This window comes from Rhodoferax sp. (assembly GCF_010365055.1).
Lineage (GTDB): Bacteria > Pseudomonadota > Gammaproteobacteria > Burkholderiales > Burkholderiaceae_C > Rhodoferax.
The window spans coordinates 1-15,323 of sequence record NZ_JAAFHA010000092.1; the positions used below are offsets into that span (position 1 = coordinate 1).

The following is a 15,323-nucleotide window of genomic DNA, read 5'->3' on the forward strand; positions in this document are numbered from 1 at the left end:
GGGCCGGTGATTGTGACCATGGTGATCGACATGCTGGTGACCACCTCGCTGTGTATTGCGCTCTCAAGGCTGGACGGGGCGGATGTGCATGGCGCCGGCAAGGCGCTCAAAAGTGCCCTCAAAGGCGTGCTCGGCAACCCCTTGCCCTGGGCTATCTTGCTCGGTGCGCTGGCCTCGGCGCTGCAGCTGGAGCTGCCCAAGCCGGTGGCGCAAACGGTCGGCCTGCTGGCCGACGCCGCCGCACCGGTGGCCTTGTTCACCATTGGCGCGGTGCTGGCGCGCTCGCAGATGCTGGCAACCCGGCACAAGCACCCGCCCATCCCGCTGGGGGACTACCTGCCGGTGGCTGCGCTCAAGCTGTTCTTGCACCCGCTGCTGGTGTTGCTGGTGGGCTCAAGCGCCATCCAATTGGGCCTGCCACTGGACCGTTTTGCCCTCACCGTGCTGGTGCTGGTGGCGGCGCTCCCCAGTGCCAGCAATGTGTCCTTGCTGGCCGAGCGCTTTGGTGCTGACAACGGCCGCATTGCGCGCATCATTCTGGTGTCCACGGCGGCGGCTTTTGTGACGTTTTCGCTGGTGGTGAGCTGGCTGACATGACAGCTGGCGGGGCCCCAGGTCAGGGCCGCGCCTTCCAACAGATCAAAGACAAGGGCTACGCTGACAAGCGACGCTTGCGGGGCGAGCCGATCCACCTGATAGGCGCCCAGTTCAGCCAAGCCAGCCGCAGCGTGATCGGTTTTCAGGTCGAAACGCTCACAAATTAATAGTTGAATACGATTTTCCGGCGGGGGCTGCAGGACAATTGGATATAAATAGTGTGGCTATTCACCCGCACGCTGACCAGCACCAACACGTTGACTCTCAGCCACACACTGGCGGGCTGCAGCAACCAGCCTCACCGCCTGACCCCTTCTGCATGGGCCACGGTATGGATCGGCAAACGCAGCAAGTTGGGCGCGTCAATCAACACATCCACTTTGCGGCCGTGCATGCTTCTTGAAACGCGCGCACGAAGCCGGGCGCTCAGCAGTGTGGGCTCTGCTACCGCCTCATCTACATCGAGCAGCAGACCGACGTCACCGCCGCGCGCGGGGAGCGGTTCGATGAGTACATGGCAGAACCTGGCGCCGCCTCAGACTGTCCGTCACAGGATGGTCTTCACGTTGCCAATGCCCGCTCGTTCAACGGCTTGACCACACGAAGCCCCAAGTGGCGCTTCAAAGACTGCATGTTCGCAATGAAGCATCTGGAAGCCCTGCCGCCAAGCTAGGCGGCGTAGGCCCATAGGCCCTGGCAGCGGTTTGCGGCCAGTCTTATGCTCACCTGTTGCGAGCCTGCAACAGAAAGGCTTTCTTTACCGGCTATTTGTGCCCTTTTCTTTACCAAGCCCCCTGGCCTCTGGTTCAATAGACCCAACTTCCTGAACAAGGAGGTTGGCCCGGGGTTCTGAGATCATTCAATCCGGCGCCCTCTGTTTAACCTTGGAGTAATTTGACATGAAAAAAACCCTGATCGCCTTGGCTGTTCTGGCTACTGCCGGCACCGCTTTCGCACAATCCACCGTATCGTTGACCGGCATTGTTGGCGCTGCTGCCCAAAGTTATGACACCATCGGCGGTTCTCGTCAGCGTGGTATCAGCCTGACCGACGCCACCATCAAGGTTGGCGTGACGGAAGACCTCGGCAGCGGCCTGAAAGCCGCCGCTGGCATCGAGTTTGACGAATCAAGCGAGAGATTCGGCAATGCCCTGAATCGCCGCAAGACCTTCGTTAGCCTGACCGGTGGTTTCGGCCAAGTGAGCTTCACCAACGTCCGCAGCGGCAATCTGCTGACCCAGGGCATGGTCGCTCCGGCCAACCTGTACTTGGGAATCTATGACGGTTCCATGGTTGTCAACCGCTCGCCGGTGGATGCATTGACCTATGGCACGAAGTTTGGTGATTTTACTGCCTCTGTCCAATATGTTGAATCTGCGACTGATGGCGCCCAGAACGGCGCCGTCAAGGTGGGCGTTTTGAACGGCGGCTACGCCAAGGGCCCTCTGGCTGTTGGCATCGCAGTCAAGGGGTACAGCTTCCGTGAAGATTTGCCTATGGGATTGGAGCGCGCTCGCAAGAACCGTCTGGAAGCCTTTGCGACTTATGATTTGGGCGTGGCCAAGTTCGGTGTTGGCTATGACGGTAAAAATGTCGGCACTTCCGATGCGGTCTATGCAGCTAATCTGGCTAATGAATATGCATCCATCCGGACACCTGGCACTGCCGATTACGTTCGTTTCAACCGGGCCGCTGCATGGTCCGTCGGCGTGTCGGCTCCTCTCGGTGCTTTCACCGTCGGTGCCAACTACGCCAAGCGTGACATCGCCAAGTTGACCGAAGTGGTTGCCAAATATGATTTGAGCAAGCGCACCAACTTGAACGCCTCCTTTGGCCGTCAAACAGCCAATGAAGGAACCGACAGCGGCAACCAATACCGCATCGGTATGTACCACTCGTTCTAATCTGACGCTGACGCAAGTCAGTTAAAGGTTGAACCTAAAAACCCCGCTTGGGCAACCCGGCGGGGTTTTTTTTAGGGTGCGCCCAGCATGGGCGCACTCCCAGAGGTGCAAATCCTTCCAAAGACTGGTGGCCATTGCAGTGGCTGCAATCTCAGCGCGCGATGCACCAAAATTAACCGGTTGCAGCTTCCGCGATGTGTTGGTTTGGTGCAAAAGTGGCCCTGCAAGGCCTTCTTGCTGGCCCGATAATTGCATGTTGATTTGCGGATCGTATTTCATTATCACCACAGGAATTCAACTTATGAATCTCATCAAGACCCCCTTGGCCATTGCCACTTTCATGGCCGCTGCCATGCTGGCGCCTTCTCTGGCGCAAGCCGAAGGCCTGTCTTTCAACATCGGCGCTGTGTCGCTTTATAAGTCCAATGGTGTGGATCAGGATTCCCCTGTTCGCAATAAACATAGCCAGCCGGCGATCCAGGGCGGCGTGGACTACGCCTTTGGCAGTGGCTTCTACGTGGGCAACTGGAACTCCACCGGCAGGTTCGACAACGCCGATGTTGAGATCGACCTTTACGGCGGCTACAGAGGCGAGATCAGCAAGGATCTTTCTTTCGATGTGGGCTACGTGCGCTACGTCTATCCAGACCAGGCCGACTGGAACGGCAATGAGCTGTACGGCAGCTTGTCCTACGGCATTTTCACTGCCAAGCTGACGCGGGGCACGACTGGCTCTATCGACGAACATTCCCGTCTGAGTCTGAGTCTTGCGCAGCCTTTGACCGACCTCTTGAAATTGAACGCGGCTGTTGGATTCCGCAACACAGCCAATGGAAATTCTGGTGCCAATGACTACAGCCTGGGTGTGAGCTACGACTTCGGCAATGACCTCGGCGCTTCTGCCACCTTGTCTGGCGCAGAGACCAGCAAAGTCGGCGATGCCGGCAAAGCCCGCCTGGTGCTGGGCATCAGCAAATCGTTCTGAGCGTTTGAGATCAAGCCGCCAGGAAGCAAAGCCTGGCGGCTCTTTTTTGGTGCGCCGTTGTCCATTGGAAGGGTGACTTCACATCCATACCGTGGTTTGCCCTTGCCTTCGTGGACCAACCCGGCGCCGTCAGTGCCTATATGGGGTGGATCACCGGCTCTTGCCGCATTCAGGCCTCAGGCAAAGTGGTCGAACGAGGCGTAGCGGTTGGACACCGGTTGACCTTGCGCATCGACCAGCCGCAGGCCGTGCTCGGCGTCAATCTGGCCGATGCGGGTGACAGTGGTCTGGCTACTCTGCGCGGCGGCTGCAACCGCTTGGCGCGCTGAGGTGGGCGCTGTGAAAAGCAACTCGTAGTCGTCGCCACCAGAGAGCGCCCAGCGGCGCCAGTGGTCAGGCGAAAAATTTATATCAAATTGGCCTGTAGCCCCCGTGGAATAAGCGTAAGCAGCTACTAATGTAGTAGCTATGTCAACGTCTACCGTGGCGCCCACACCCGACTGTTTGAGGATGTGGCCGAGGTCGCCAAGCAGGCCGTCGCTGACATCAATGGCCGCGTTGGCAATGCCGCGCAGCGCCAGCCCCAGCGCCACGCGCGGGGTCGGGGTTTCCAGGCGCATGCGCGCCGCGTTGAACACCGCTTCCGGCACTGAGACACTGCCGCGCAACACCTCCAGCGCCAGCCGCGCGTCGCCCACATTGCCGCTCACGTAGAGGTCGTCGCCGGCCTGCGCGCCCGAGCGTAAGAGCGCCTGCGAGCGGCCATTGACCACCGGCACTTCGCCAAACACCGTGATGCAGATGTTGAGCGGCCCCTGCGTGGTGTCGCCACCGATCAGCTCGCAGCCGTGCGCGTCGGCCAGCGCCAGCAGGCCCTGCGCAAATGGCGCCAGCCAGGCCTCGTCGGCGCGCGGCAGCGCCAGCGCCAGCGTGAAGGCCAGCGGGCGCGCGCCGCAAGCGGCCAGGTCGCTCAGGTTCACGGCCAGTGATTTGTGGCCGAGCTTGAACGGGTCCATCGTGGCCACAAAGTGGCGCCCTTCAACCAGCATGTCGCAGGAAATGGCCAGCTGCGTGCCGGGCGCCGGCTGCAGCAACGCGCAGTCGTCGCCAATACCCAAGGCGACCCGGGCTGTGTGGCGCTCAGGGCGCTTGAAATAACGTTCGATCAGATCAAATTCACCCATGGCTAGTCTTTCAGTGGGTCGGGCGCCGGCAGTATCTCTGCAGTCGGCCAGAAAAAGCTCAGTGGCGCCTGGCGCCAGCGCTGCCAGATGGCCTCGCGCACGCGGGCCCGGTCGACGCCGGTGACGTTGTGGGCGCGCATGGCCAGGCGCAGAGCCATAAAAAAGCTCACGCCCAGGTTCAGGGCGCCGATGACGGGAATCGCCGCCACACACCACCATAAGGCCGGCTGGCGCAGCACATCCCAACCGAGCGTGGCGCAGGCCGCGGCCAGTTGGCCCGCTGACAGAGTGACGTGGCGCACGTCCAGCCCGAGCCCGAAGAAGCTGGCAAAGGCGGGAATCAGGCCCAGCATAAAGCCCAGCGAGATGTTGGAGGCAAAGCCGGAAATGTTGTCCCGCGTGAAGGCGGACCAAGCTTGTGCTCGCGCCACGCCGAGCACGCCCGTGATTTTGGGGTTGTAACGCATGGCGGAGTCCAGCCGGTGCAGCACAAACCAGTTCTCCACCCAGCCCGCGATGATGCTTGACGCAAACAGCAGCACGCCGGTGAAGGCCGCGAACAAGGCGGTCGGGCCCAGGAGCGAGAGCGAGTGCAACACGTAATCGGCTTGCTTTGCGTCAATCATCGGCTGGCCCAGCGCCAGCTGCAATGCGGCGGAGATCAGCAGCACCACCGGGAACACCAGCAGCACATTGCCCAGTACCGCCGCCACTTGTGATCGCACCAGGGAGGTGACCTTGTCGGCAAAGGCGTCGAGCGCGCCGGGCTCGTCCAGGTTCTTGAGTTTGGCGGCCATGGCCGGCGCCGTCATGGCGGGCTGCTTGGTAGCGAGGGTGCAGTGCAGCAACTGAATCATGACAAAGCTCAGCGCATAAGCGGTCCCTGACCAGAAGCCGCTCCAGAAAGCGCTCAAGCCCAGTGCCATCACGCCGAACTTCATCCAGGTCGTGACGGCGGTCAAGGCGCCACCGCCAGCGGCCTGGCGCAGCATGGCGCGGTACTCGGGCACCGTGCGGGTGAGGTAATGCTCGCCGGTCTCGGAGCTGCGCTCAGCCACCTTGGCCGCCAGCATTGACGAGTTGGCGGAAATCAGGGCGCGCAGGCTGCGCCGCGCCTGCCCGACCGTGACCAATTGCGCCAGCAAGCGCGCGGTGCTGGCCTGCGGGTTGGCCGCTAGCAGGCAATCGAGCAGGGCGCGCACGCGCAACACCCGCTCGCGCAGCTGGCGCAGTTGAAACACCAGGTTGACCGAAATGCCGTTGCTGTCGAGGTGGGTGTACACCGACGCGGCGGCCTGGCGGCAGGCCTCCAGGCGGCTCAGGTACTGCTGCAGCGCATGCTGGCGCGCGGGCGAGTCCACGTGCGGGCTGGCCAGATAGGCGACTTGCAGCGCCACGATGTCGTCATCCAGCGCGTGAAAGGGCGCCGTTTCCCGCGCCGGCACGTTCATGCGCAAGCGCAATTCGGGTGAAAAACCGGCGGCGCGAATCTGGCTGGTGCAAAAGGTCAGCGCCTCCAGCAGCGTCGCCTGCCAGGGCGACACGTTGCTTTGGTTGACTTGCGGCACCCAGGCACAATTGCCTTCGTTGATGTCCTGACAGGAGACGTGCAGCAGCTCAGACAGCCGCGTCAAGGTGGCGTCGTCCAGGGCGTTGATCCACTGGGCATCAAAGGCATCGCACAGCACCAGGGCAAACAGGGCCGAGGCATCGGCCGTCTCCGGTGTGCCGGGTAGCCATTTGAGGCGCAGGCGATCGGCCAATTCGCTGACAAAAGCGCTGCGTGAGGAGAATCCGTAGTCGGCCAGCAAGGCGGTGGCATCCACCGTGCTCAGCAGCACCTGCCACCAGCTTTGCAGCTTGGCCCGCGCATCCGGGCGTTGTTGCAGGGTGTCGAGCAGCAGCCTCACCCGGGCCAGCGCGCGCGGCACTGAATCGCGGTTACCGCGGATCCAGCGCAGCAGGTCGATCAGCCACAGGTGGCGGTGCGCCAGATCGGCCTGCGGGTCCAGGGCATCGAGCAGTTCAGACAGGTCAAAAGTGGGCGTCATCGATCTGGGCTTCAGTGCAGGGTGCGGGTGCCGCCGCTGGGGCTCAGGCCGTCGAGCACAAACATCGGCACATCGACATCAAACTTTTCGCCGTCTTCAGCGACGCAAAAAAAGCTGCCGTGCATGGTGCCGGTGGGCGTGCGCAGGCGCGTGCCGCTGGTGTATTCAAAGGCCTCGCCAGGTTGGAGCAGCGGTTGCTGCCCGACCACGCCCAGGCCCTTGACGCGCTCGGTGTGGCCGTTGGCGTCGTTCACGTTCCAGGTGCGTGAGATCAACTGCGCGCTGACTTGGCCCACATTGATGATGGTGATGGTGTAGGCGAACACATACAGGTCTTGCCGTGGCGCCGATTGGGCAGCGAGATAGCGCGGCGCGACTTCAACGCGAAATTGGTATTTGGACATGGGCGTGATGCTAACAACTCTGTCCTGGATTGACCGCAGCTGCCGGGAGAGACCGTTTAAACTTCTTTCATGACCTACCGCATCGCCCCCTCCATTCTTTCTGCCGACTTTGCCCGCTTGGGCGAGGAACTCAAGCACGTCATCGCCGCCGGTTGCGACTGGATTCACTTTGACGTGATGGACAACCACTACGTGCCCAATCTCACCTTCGGCCCGATGATTTGCAGTGCTTTGAAGCCGCATGCCAAGACCGCGGGCGGCGTGGCGGTGCCGATTGACGTGCACCTGATGGTGCACCCGGTGGATGCGCTCGCCAGCGCCTTTGCCGACGCGGGCGCGGACTTGATCAGCTTTCACCCGGACGCCTCCGGTCATGTGCACCGCAGCATCCAGGCGATCAAGGCCAAGGGCTGCAAAGCGGGCCTGGTGTTCAATCCGGCCGAGCCGCTGGACGTGCTCGATTGGGTGATTGACGACATTGACCTGATCCTGATCATGAGTGTCAACCCGGGCTTTGGGGGGCAGAGTTTCATTGAATCCGCCTTGCGCAAGATCGAGGACGTGCGCCGGCGCATCACGGCCTGCGGCAAAGACATTCGCCTCGAAGTCGATGGCGGCATCAAGGTCGACAACATCCGGCGCGTCGCCGATGCCGGGGCCGACACCTTTGTGGCCGGTAGCGCCATATTTGGCAAGCCGGATTACAAGTCAGTGGTGGACGCCATGCGGCTGGCGCTGGCAACGCCCGCCTGAGCCGGGCGGCGGCTCATTCTTCTTGTTTAGGCGTTGGCGTTGCTGCCCGTGCCGGCAAGGTTGACGCTTGCGTTGGTTTTGGCAACTCCAGCGTGACCGACACCGGTGCATCCCGGCTGGTGGCCAGGGACGCGCTGCGCGGCGCCACCGAGTGCAGCACCAGATCATCATTGACGTGAGCGCCGACCCGGTACGGCTTGGCCGGTTTGCCGTCGACGGAAATCACGGCGTAATCACCGCTGGCCTGGTTGACCAGAACGCCGCTCAATTTGAAATGACTGGCAGCGCTGTCCACCCGCTTGGCGCTGACGCTGGTTTGGCCCCCACCCAGCAAACGGGCCACCACCTGCGGGTCCGCCGCCGGCGGCGCGGTATAAACCACGGCAGCCGTCAGGTTCGAGGGCACCGTGGCCTGCCACTTCAGCACCCAGTAGGTGGCGCTGGCGGCGGCCAGGGCAGCCAGCGAAAAAGTGGCCATGCGTAGCCACCACAGGGAAAGCAATGCGGTCTTCATGGCTGGATTATCATAGAAGCGACCCAGCCATTTGAAAGTGACCCTGACCGATGAAATCAATTTCTCAAAGCCTGCGCCGTCGCCTCCAGGCCGGCTTCACCCTGATCGAACTGATGGTGGTGCTGCTGATCATCGGGGTGCTGGCGGCACTGATCGTGCCGAACGTGCTGGACCGGGCCGACGACGCGCGGGTCACGGCGGCCAAGACTGACGTCAACAACCTGATGCAGGCGCTCAAGCTCTACCGGCTGGACAACCAGCGTTACCCCACGGCAGAGCAGGGTTTGCAGGCCTTGCTGACCAAGCCCACCACCGCCCCAGTGCCGCCCAACTGGAAGTCCTACCTGGATCTGCTGCCGAATGACCCCTGGGGCCAGCCTTATGCCTACCTCAATCCGGGCATCAAGGGCGAGATCGATGTGATGTCCTTTGGGGCCGATGGGCAAGCCGGGGGCGAGGGCAAGAATGCCGACATCGGCAGCTGGCAGCCGTAGCAGGGCCTGCAATGGTCAAAAAATATTGAATTCGTCTTCGCGCGCGATGACCAGAACCTGTACCAGTCGGGGCTTCACGCTGCTGGAGCTGCTGGTCGTCGTTGCGATCATCGCAATGGCCTCGGCCGGTGTCGGCTTTGCGATGCGCGACACCTCGCAGGTCGCGCTGGCGCGCGACGCCGAGCGCCTGGCGGCGTTGCTGGAGTCGGCGCGGGCGCGTTCCCGGGTCAGCGGCGTGCCGGTGCGCTGGCGGGCCACGGCGGATGGTTTTCGTTTTGAGGGCTTGGCGCCCTCGGCGCAAGCGGACGCCAATTTGCCCGAGCAGTGGCTCGACCCGGATACCCGTGTGGCCGACAGCCCCGCCGGCGCCTTGGTGCCTGCGCTGTTGCTGGGCCCGGAGCCCATCATCGAGCCGCAAGCCGTGGTGCTGACGTCGCGCACCCAGCCGGGCAAAAGCGTGCGTCTGGCGACTGACGGCGTGCGCCCGTTTGCCGTGCTGGCGGGCGCGCCGTGAACCGCGCGAGCCGGCCGCAGCGCCGCAGCGCACGCGGTTTCACCCTGGTCGAGGTGCTGGTGGCGCTGGGCATTGTGGCCATTGCCTTACTGGCCGGTTTGCAGGCGACCGGCGCCTTGACGCGCCATGCCCAGCGCCAGTCGGACGTCTTGCTCGGCCAAACCTGTGCCGGCAATGAACTGGTCAAGGTGCGCCTGGCGAAACAGATGCCCGACGTCGGCGACAGCAGCATCACCTGCGAGCAGGCTGGGGAGGTTTTCACGGTGGCACTGGCGGTGCGATCCACCCCCAACCCGAGTTTTCGGCGGGTCGACGCGCAGGTGCTCAAGGGGGGCGACTCCGTGCTGCGCCTGTCGACGGTGGTGGGGCGCTACTGATGGCTCAGTCAGCCTTGCCGCGGCCGCGTGTCAAAGGCTTCACGCTGATTGAGTTGCTGGTGGCGATCAGCCTGATGGCACTGATGGCGGCCTTGAGCTGGCGCGGGCTTGACGGCATGACGCGCGCGCAGACGCAAATGCGCCAGCATTCGGACGATGTGCTCACCCTGCAGGCGGGCCTGGCCCAGTGGGGCGCCGACCTGGATGCGCTCGCCAGCCAGCCCAACACCCCGAGCCTGGACTGGGACGGGCGCGCCCTGCGCCTCTTGCGCGCTGGCACCGCGATGCCTGGCGAGGGTTTGCGGGTGGTGGCGTGGTCGCGGCGCACGATTGACGGCGCCGGCCAGTGGCTGCGCTGGCAGTCGCCGCCCGTGAACACGCGCGGGCAATTGCAGCTAGCCTGGCAGCAGGCCGCCTTGTGGGGGCAGAACCCGAGCGACGACGCCAGAACCCGGGAGGTGCGGGTGGTGGCGCTCGATCAGTGGCAAATTTTCTATTTTCGGGACAACGCCTGGAGCAACCCGCTGTCCAGCGCCGGCGCCCCCGGCGCGGCCCAGGCGGCAGCGGCTGCGTTGATCCCCGACGGCGTGCGGCTGGAGCTGACGCTGTCAGCCGGCCAAGCCATCAGTGGCCGCGTGACGCGTGACTGGGTCAGTCCCACGCGGGGGGGCGGCAAATGAAGTCGCAGCGCGGCGCCGCGATCCTGACCGCCATGCTGACCGTGGTGCTGGTGGCCTCGCTCGCCTCGGCCACGCTTTGGCAGCAATGGCGCGGCGTTGAGGTCGAGGCCGCCGAGCGCAGCCGCATGCAGTCGGCGTGGATATTGAGCGGCGCACTCGATTGGGCACGGCTGATACTGCGCGAGGATGGCCGCAAAGGCGGCGCCGACCATCTGGCCGAGCCGTGGGCCGTGCCGCTGGAGCCGGCGCGGCTGTCGAGCTTCCTGGCGGCTGACCGCAGCGACACGCAAGCGGGCGACGCCTCGCAAGAGGCCTTTCTGTCGGGCCAGATCACTGATTTGCAGTCGCGCCTGAACGTGACCAACCTGGTGCAAAACGGTGCCATCGACGCGCCGAGCGAACTAGCTTTCACCCGGCTGTTTGAGCTGCTCGATCTGCCTGATACCGAGTTGATCCTCATGCTTGACAAGCTGCGGCTGGCGCAGCCCACGCCGGCGGGCGGCGCTGCGGTGGGGGCCTCAGCGGCAGCCGCGGCCGAATCGGATGCGGCCAAGGTCACGCTGTGGCCGCAAACGGTCGACCAGCTGGCCTGGTTTGGTTTGTCGGCGCGCAGCATCGCCGTGCTGCGCCCGTTGATCACGATTTTGCCGGTGCGCACACCGGTCAACCTCAACACCGCTGCGGCCGAAGTGATTTACGCCTGTGTCGAGGGCTTCGACTTGGCCGACGCCCACCGCCTGGTGCAGGCGCGCAACACCACCCACTTGGCAACGTTGAGTGATGCCGGCCGGATCAGCGGCAAGACCTCGGCGCAGTTCAATGCCGCGCTGCACAGCGTGTCGTCGCGCTTCTTTGAAGTGCGCGGTAAGCTGCGGATTGACCAGGCGACGGTGCAAGAGGTCTCTGTGGTGCAGCGCGATGGGCTGGAGGTAAAAACACTGTCACGGCAACGCGTGGCGGGCAGTTCCCCCACTCTACAATGACCGCCGACACGCACCCACCCGCACCCATGACCACCCTGATCGTTACCCTGCCTGCCGAGCCGCTTGACGCGGCTGCCTTGTACGACTACGTGCTGACCCGCGATGGCAGCACGGTGGCCGAGCAGTCGCGCGCGCCGCTGGCGCTGTTGCCGCTGGTGGGCAAAGCCGACGGCGAGGTGGTGGCACTGGTCACCGCGCAGCGCCTGTCCTGGCACCAGGTGCAACTGCCCAAGGGCACACTGGGGCGGCGACTCTTTCAGGACGGTGGCGCCTTGCGCGTGCGGGCGGTGCTTGATGGCCTGCTGGAAGACCGTCTGCTCGACGACACCGAGCAACTGCATTTTGCGCTGGAGCCCCAGCCGCCCACCGATGCGCCGGTGTGGGTGGCGGTGTGTGAGCGGGCCTGGTTGCGCTCGGCCGTGCAGGTGCTGGAGCAGTCCGGGCGGGCGGTCAATCGCATCGTGCCCGAGTTCACGCCGCAGGCACTCGCCGACACGCTGTACGTGACGGGTGAGGCCGACGCGGCCTACCTGGTGGGCGCAGCCCAGGGCAGCGTCGCCGTACTGCCCTTGTCCCGGGACGCGATCGCGCTGCGTGGTGGGGCGCAAGAAAAAAATGTGGTGGCCGAGCCTGCCGTGGTGGCGTTGGCCGAGCAGGTGTTCCAGCGCAGCGTCACGCTGCAGCAAAGTGCCCAGCGCCAGTTGCAGGCCGCGCAGTCGGCCTGGGACCTGGCCCAGTTTGACCTGGTCACGTCCCAGAGCGCCAGAACCTGGAAGCGTTGGTCGGTGGGCGCGCGCAGCCTGCTCAGCGCGCCGCGTTGGCGGGCTGCCCGGCTGGCTGTGCTGGCGCTGTTGGCCATCAATCTGGTGGGTTTGAACACCTGGGCCTGGAAGGAGAAATCCCTGCTCAACAGCCAGCGCCAGGCCATTGCCGCCGTGCTGACCACCACCTTTCCCCAGGTGCGCGTGGTGGTGGATGCGCCGGTCCAGATGGCGCGCGAGGTGGCGACCTTGCAGCAGGCCAGTGGCGCCCCGTCGGGCCGCGACCTGGAGAGCATGTTAGGGGCTTTTGGGGCTGCAGCCCCCGTCGCTGCAGTACCTAATGCTATTGAATATGCGGCAGGTGAAGTTCGCCTGAAGGGGCTCACGCTCAATGCGGAGCAGATCAACGCGATCTCTTTCCAGCTCAAACCCCAAGGTTATGCCGTCAACGTCGAGGCTGACAATGTGGTGATCAAACAGGGGGCTGGCTTATGAACATGCTGTCCGATCTGCAAGCGCGCTGGCGCCTGGTGGCGCGCCGCGAGCAGCGCCTGCTGCAGGCTGTGCTGGTGCTGGTATTGCTGACCTTGCTGTGGAGCTTGGCGCTGGCGCCGGCGCTGGCGACCTTGAAGGCGGCCCAGCAGCAACGCCTGGTGCTGGACGCCCAATGGCAACAGATGCAGCGCCTGCAGGTGCAGGCCAAAGTGTTGCAGGCTCAGCCGCCGCTCAGTTTTGCGGATGCGCGGCGCTTGCTGGAGGCCTCGGTCAAGCCGCTGGGCGCCGCGGCGCAACTGGTGGTCACGGGCGAGCGCGTGACGCTCAGCTTCAAAGGGATCTCCGCCGACGCGCTGGCGCAATGGCTGGCGCAGGTGCGTCTGACGGCGCGCGCCGTGCCGAGTGAGGCGCGGCTGGTGCGCGGCGCTGCGGTGGCGGGCGGTGCGCCCGGCGGCTGGAACGGCACGCTGGTGCTCAGCTTGAGCGTGCGCTGAGACGCCCGGCCCGCTCAGCGAACGGATCATCCCCAAGGTAAACGCCCGTTCCATGTTTCGCAGATCAACCACCTTGAGAGCACCAGCCCGAAGCCGGCCTCGAACCAGTGCACCAAGCGCACTGCCACTCACGGCCCCCTGGTCCTGGGCGTGGGCCGGGGCGCTGCTGGGGCTGGTGCTGGCGCTGTTGCTCAATGCACCGGCACGCTGGCTGGCCGCCGCGGTGCAACAGGGCTTGCAGGAGCGGGTGCTGCTGGACGATGCCCGCGGCACCGTCTGGAATGGCTCGGCCCGGCTCACGCTCACCGGCGGCGCCGGCAGCATCGATGCAGCCACCCTGCCCGGACGCCTGACGTGGCGGCTGCGCCCCAATTGGCTTGGGCTGGCGGCTGAGCTGAATGCCGATTGTTGTATGCAGCAGCCGTGGCGCGTGAGCCTGCAACCCCGTTGGGGCGGGGCCAGGCTGGCGCTGGCCGACAGCCAGTCGCAGTGGCCGGCGCAGTGGTTGACCGGGCTGGGCACGCCGTGGAACACCTTGCAGCCAGAGGGCCAATTGAGTTTTTCGACGCAGGGACTCACCGCCGAATGGGCGGCAGGGCGCTTGTTGCTCAGTGGCCGCGCCCAGCTCGATGCCCTGCAGATGTCGTCACGCCTGTCCACGCTCAGGCCGATGGGCAGCTACCGCGTCCTGTTGAGCGGGGGCGCGACGCCGACGCTGGGCTTGAGCACGCTGGAGGGCGCCCTACAATTGTCCGGCACCGGCCAGTGGGTGGGCGCCAGACTGCGGTTTGATGGCATTGCCAGTGCCGCGCCGCAGCGGCTGGACGCCTTGTCTAATCTTCTCAATATCATCGGTCGGCGCGACGGCGCCCGCGCCATCATCAAAATAGGTTGAATCGGTATGAAACTTCGCGTCCCCCTCGACCCTAAAAATGCTATTTATTCAATAGCTGCTTGTGCAATACTGACGGGGGCTGCGGCTCTATTCCCTGTAAATTTGTTGGCTCAGGCCAGCACCACGGCGAGGCCGGGCGAGGCGGTGACACTGAACTTCAGCAACGCCGAGATTGAAGCGGTGGCGCGCACCATGGCGACCATCACGGGGACCAATGTGGTGGTGGACCCGCGCGTCAAGGGAACCTTGACACTGGTCACGGAAAAGCCGGTGAGCCGCCGGGCCGCCATGAACCAGTTCCAGGCGGCACTGCGCCTGCAGGGTTTCACCATGGTGGAATCAAGCGGCCTGTACAAGGTGGTGCCCGAGGCCGATGCCAAGCTGCAAAGTGGCGCGGTGACGGTGAGCGACGAGGCCATCGGTGGGGCGCTGGGCAACCAGATCACGACGCAGATTTTCAAGCTCAACTTCGAGTCCGCCAACAACCTAGTGGCGGTGCTGCGCCCGCTGATCAGCCCCAACAACACCATCAACGTCAGCCCCGGCACCAATTCGCTGGTCATCACCGATTACGCCGACAACCTGCGCCGCATGGCGCGCATCATTGCAGCCATGGATGTGTCCAATGCCACCGGTGTCGAAATCTTGCCGCTCAAGCACGCCATTGCGACTGATCTGGCACCGCTGGTGCTGCGGCTGGTGGAGTCCGCGGGTGTCGGCACGGCGCCGGGCCAGGCCGACACCTCGTTCAAGACCATTCTGTTGGCCGAGCCGCGCTCCAACGCGCTGATTTTGCGCGCGGCCAACCCGGCCCGTGTGGCGCTGGTGAAGTCGCTGGTGGACAAGCTGGACCAGCCCGCTGCGCCTGGCATCAATGGCGAGGCGGGCAATATTTATGTGGTCTACCTCAAGAATGCCGACGCCACCAAGCTGGCCGCCACCTTGCGCGCGGCCATGACCGGGCAGGCCCCGGCGGCTGTGGCACCCGCCGGCGTAGCGGTGGCTGTGGCAGCCGTGGCGGCCACCATGGCCACCACGGGCGGACAAATTCAGGCTGATGTGGCGACCAACTCGCTCATCATCACGGCGCCCGAGCCGCAGTACCGGCAGTTGCGCGCGGTCATTGACCGGCTCGATGGCCGGCGTGCCCAAGTGCTGGTGGAGAGTCTGATTGTGGAGGTGAACGCCGACCGGGCGGCCGAATTTGGCATTCAGTGGCAGGGCCCGTTGGGCAAGGC

18 protein-coding genes are annotated in these 15,323 nt (G+C 64.3%); 14 read left to right on the forward strand and 4 right to left on the reverse strand.

The features are described from left to right. From GZ093_RS16705 to GZ093_RS16720, 4 genes are all read left to right on the forward strand, one after another. Positions 1-597 (forward strand): AEC family transporter (locus GZ093_RS16705; protein ID WP_296488053.1); only part of this gene is annotated, 597 nt, incomplete at its 5' end. Then, positions 594-764, forward strand: coding sequence for a hypothetical protein (locus tag GZ093_RS16710; RefSeq protein WP_296488054.1), 171 nt, complete (start codon positions 594-596; stop codon positions 762-764). The genes GZ093_RS16705 and GZ093_RS16710, both read left to right, overlap by 4 nt. Before the next feature lie 732 nt (positions 765-1,496). Continuing rightward, entirely contained in the window at positions 1,497-2,501 is a 1,005-nt protein-coding gene (locus tag GZ093_RS16715; RefSeq protein ID WP_296488056.1) for a porin, read from the forward strand. Positions 2,502-2,802: 301 nt separating this feature from the next. Beyond that, a complete protein-coding gene (locus GZ093_RS16720; RefSeq protein ID WP_296488059.1) occupies positions 2,803-3,486 on the forward strand; it encodes a TorF family putative porin in 684 nt (227 codons plus the stop codon). Between the two features lie 176 nt (positions 3,487-3,662). Here the strand turns inward: GZ093_RS16720 and thiL are convergent, their stop codons facing one another. The 3 genes from thiL to apaG are packed head-to-tail and all read right to left on the reverse strand — an operon-like array spanning position 3,663 to position 7,125. Continuing rightward, positions 3,663-4,670 (reverse strand): thiamine-phosphate kinase, encoded by a 1,008-nt coding sequence (thiL, locus tag GZ093_RS16725; protein ID WP_296488062.1) that lies wholly within the window; start codon positions 4,668-4,670, stop codon positions 3,663-3,665. Between the two features lie 2 nt (positions 4,671-4,672). Next, positions 4,673-6,721, reverse strand: a complete 2,049-nt coding sequence (locus GZ093_RS16730) for a site-specific recombinase (protein WP_296488065.1) — start codon at positions 6,719-6,721, stop codon at positions 4,673-4,675. Positions 6,722-6,732: 11 nt separating this feature from the next. After that, positions 6,733-7,125 carry a Co2+/Mg2+ efflux protein ApaG gene (apaG, locus tag GZ093_RS16735; protein WP_296488067.1) on the reverse strand — a complete coding sequence of 131 codons (393 nt, stop codon included), beginning with the start codon at positions 7,123-7,125 and terminating at the stop codon, positions 6,733-6,735. Between the two features lie 69 nt (positions 7,126-7,194). Here apaG and rpe point away from each other — a divergent pair, with 69 nt between their 5' ends. Further along, positions 7,195-7,878, forward strand: coding sequence for a ribulose-phosphate 3-epimerase (gene rpe, locus GZ093_RS16740; protein WP_296488070.1), 684 nt, complete (start codon positions 7,195-7,197; stop codon positions 7,876-7,878). A gap of 13 nt (positions 7,879-7,891) precedes the next feature. On the opposite strand, the gene GZ093_RS16745 is transcribed toward rpe, so the two are convergent. Next, a complete protein-coding gene (locus GZ093_RS16745; protein ID WP_296488072.1) occupies positions 7,892-8,392 on the reverse strand; it encodes a general secretion pathway protein C in 501 nt (166 codons plus the stop codon). Positions 8,393-8,442: 50 nt separating this feature from the next. Here GZ093_RS16745 and gspG point away from each other — a divergent pair, with 50 nt between their 5' ends. The 9 genes from gspG to GZ093_RS16790 all read left to right on the forward strand — a co-directional run. Then, positions 8,443-8,886: a type II secretion system major pseudopilin GspG gene (gene gspG / locus GZ093_RS16750; protein ID WP_296488074.1), complete on the forward strand. Its 444-nt coding sequence runs from the start codon at positions 8,443-8,445 to the stop codon at positions 8,884-8,886. Positions 8,887-8,932: 46 nt separating this feature from the next. Then, positions 8,933-9,400 (forward strand): GspH/FimT family pseudopilin, encoded by a 468-nt coding sequence (locus GZ093_RS16755; protein ID WP_296488076.1) that lies wholly within the window; start codon positions 8,933-8,935, stop codon positions 9,398-9,400. Beyond that, complete coding sequence (gspI, locus tag GZ093_RS16760) at positions 9,397-9,777, forward strand: type II secretion system minor pseudopilin GspI (protein ID WP_296488079.1); 381 nt, start codon at positions 9,397-9,399, stop codon at positions 9,775-9,777. The genes GZ093_RS16755 and gspI overlap by 4 nt, the downstream gene beginning before the upstream one ends. Next, positions 9,777-10,457: a prepilin-type N-terminal cleavage/methylation domain-containing protein gene (locus GZ093_RS16765; protein ID WP_296488082.1), complete on the forward strand. Its 681-nt coding sequence runs from the start codon at positions 9,777-9,779 to the stop codon at positions 10,455-10,457. The genes gspI and GZ093_RS16765 overlap by 1 nt, the downstream gene beginning before the upstream one ends. Then, positions 10,454-11,440 carry a type II secretion system minor pseudopilin GspK gene (gene gspK, locus GZ093_RS16770; RefSeq protein ID WP_296488084.1) on the forward strand — a complete coding sequence of 329 codons (987 nt, stop codon included), beginning with the start codon at positions 10,454-10,456 and terminating at the stop codon, positions 11,438-11,440. The genes GZ093_RS16765 and gspK overlap by 4 nt, the downstream gene beginning before the upstream one ends. 26 nt (positions 11,441-11,466) lie before the next feature. Beyond that, the gene (gene gspL, locus GZ093_RS16775; RefSeq protein ID WP_296488087.1) at positions 11,467-12,696 is read left to right on the forward strand and encodes a type II secretion system protein GspL; all 1,230 of its coding nucleotides are present in this window, start codon (positions 11,467-11,469) and stop codon (positions 12,694-12,696) included. After that, a complete protein-coding gene (gene gspM / locus GZ093_RS16780; RefSeq protein ID WP_296488090.1) occupies positions 12,693-13,190 on the forward strand; it encodes a type II secretion system protein GspM in 498 nt (165 codons plus the stop codon). Before gspL ends, gspM begins: the two co-directional genes overlap by 4 nt. A gap of 52 nt (positions 13,191-13,242) precedes the next feature. Continuing rightward, on the forward strand, positions 13,243-14,085 hold the full coding sequence (gspN, locus tag GZ093_RS16785; protein WP_296488095.1) for a type II secretion system protein N: 843 nt from the start codon (positions 13,243-13,245) through the stop codon (positions 14,083-14,085). A 6-nt stretch (positions 14,086-14,091) separates the two neighbouring features. After that, on the forward strand, positions 14,092-15,323 hold a 1,232-nt coding region (locus GZ093_RS16790), incomplete at its 3' end, for a secretin N-terminal domain-containing protein (protein WP_296488099.1).

Bases quoted from the DNA above. Each gene is read 5' to 3' on its own strand.
- GZ093_RS16710 (WP_296488054.1), top strand. From the start codon at position 594: ATGACAGCTGGCGGGGCCCCAGGTCAGGGCCGCGCCTTCCAACAGATC.
- GZ093_RS16715 (WP_296488056.1), top strand. From the start codon at position 1,497: ATGAAAAAAACCCTGATCGCCTTGGCTGTTCTGGCTACTGCCGGCACC.
- GZ093_RS16720 (WP_296488059.1), top strand. From the start codon at position 2,803: ATGAATCTCATCAAGACCCCCTTGGCCATTGCCACTTTCATGGCCGCT.
- thiL (WP_296488062.1), bottom strand. From the start codon at position 4,670: ATGGGTGAATTTGATCTGATCGAACGTTATTTCAAGCGCCCTGAGCGC.
- GZ093_RS16730 (WP_296488065.1), bottom strand. From the start codon at position 6,721: ATGACGCCCACTTTTGACCTGTCTGAACTGCTCGATGCCCTGGACCCG.
- apaG (WP_296488067.1), bottom strand. From the start codon at position 7,125: ATGTCCAAATACCAATTTCGCGTTGAAGTCGCGCCGCGCTATCTCGCT.
- rpe (WP_296488070.1), top strand. From the start codon at position 7,195: ATGACCTACCGCATCGCCCCCTCCATTCTTTCTGCCGACTTTGCCCGC.
- GZ093_RS16745 (WP_296488072.1), bottom strand. From the start codon at position 8,392: ATGAAGACCGCATTGCTTTCCCTGTGGTGGCTACGCATGGCCACTTTT.
- gspG (WP_296488074.1), top strand. From the start codon at position 8,443: ATGAAATCAATTTCTCAAAGCCTGCGCCGTCGCCTCCAGGCCGGCTTC.
- GZ093_RS16755 (WP_296488076.1), top strand. From the start codon at position 8,933: ATGACCAGAACCTGTACCAGTCGGGGCTTCACGCTGCTGGAGCTGCTG.
- GZ093_RS16765 (WP_296488082.1), top strand. From the start codon at position 9,777: ATGGCTCAGTCAGCCTTGCCGCGGCCGCGTGTCAAAGGCTTCACGCTG.
- gspK (WP_296488084.1), top strand. From the start codon at position 10,454: ATGAAGTCGCAGCGCGGCGCCGCGATCCTGACCGCCATGCTGACCGTG.
- gspL (WP_296488087.1), top strand. From the start codon at position 11,467: ATGACCACCCTGATCGTTACCCTGCCTGCCGAGCCGCTTGACGCGGCT.
- gspM (WP_296488090.1), top strand. From the start codon at position 12,693: ATGAACATGCTGTCCGATCTGCAAGCGCGCTGGCGCCTGGTGGCGCGC.
- gspN (WP_296488095.1), top strand. From the start codon at position 13,243: ATGTTTCGCAGATCAACCACCTTGAGAGCACCAGCCCGAAGCCGGCCT.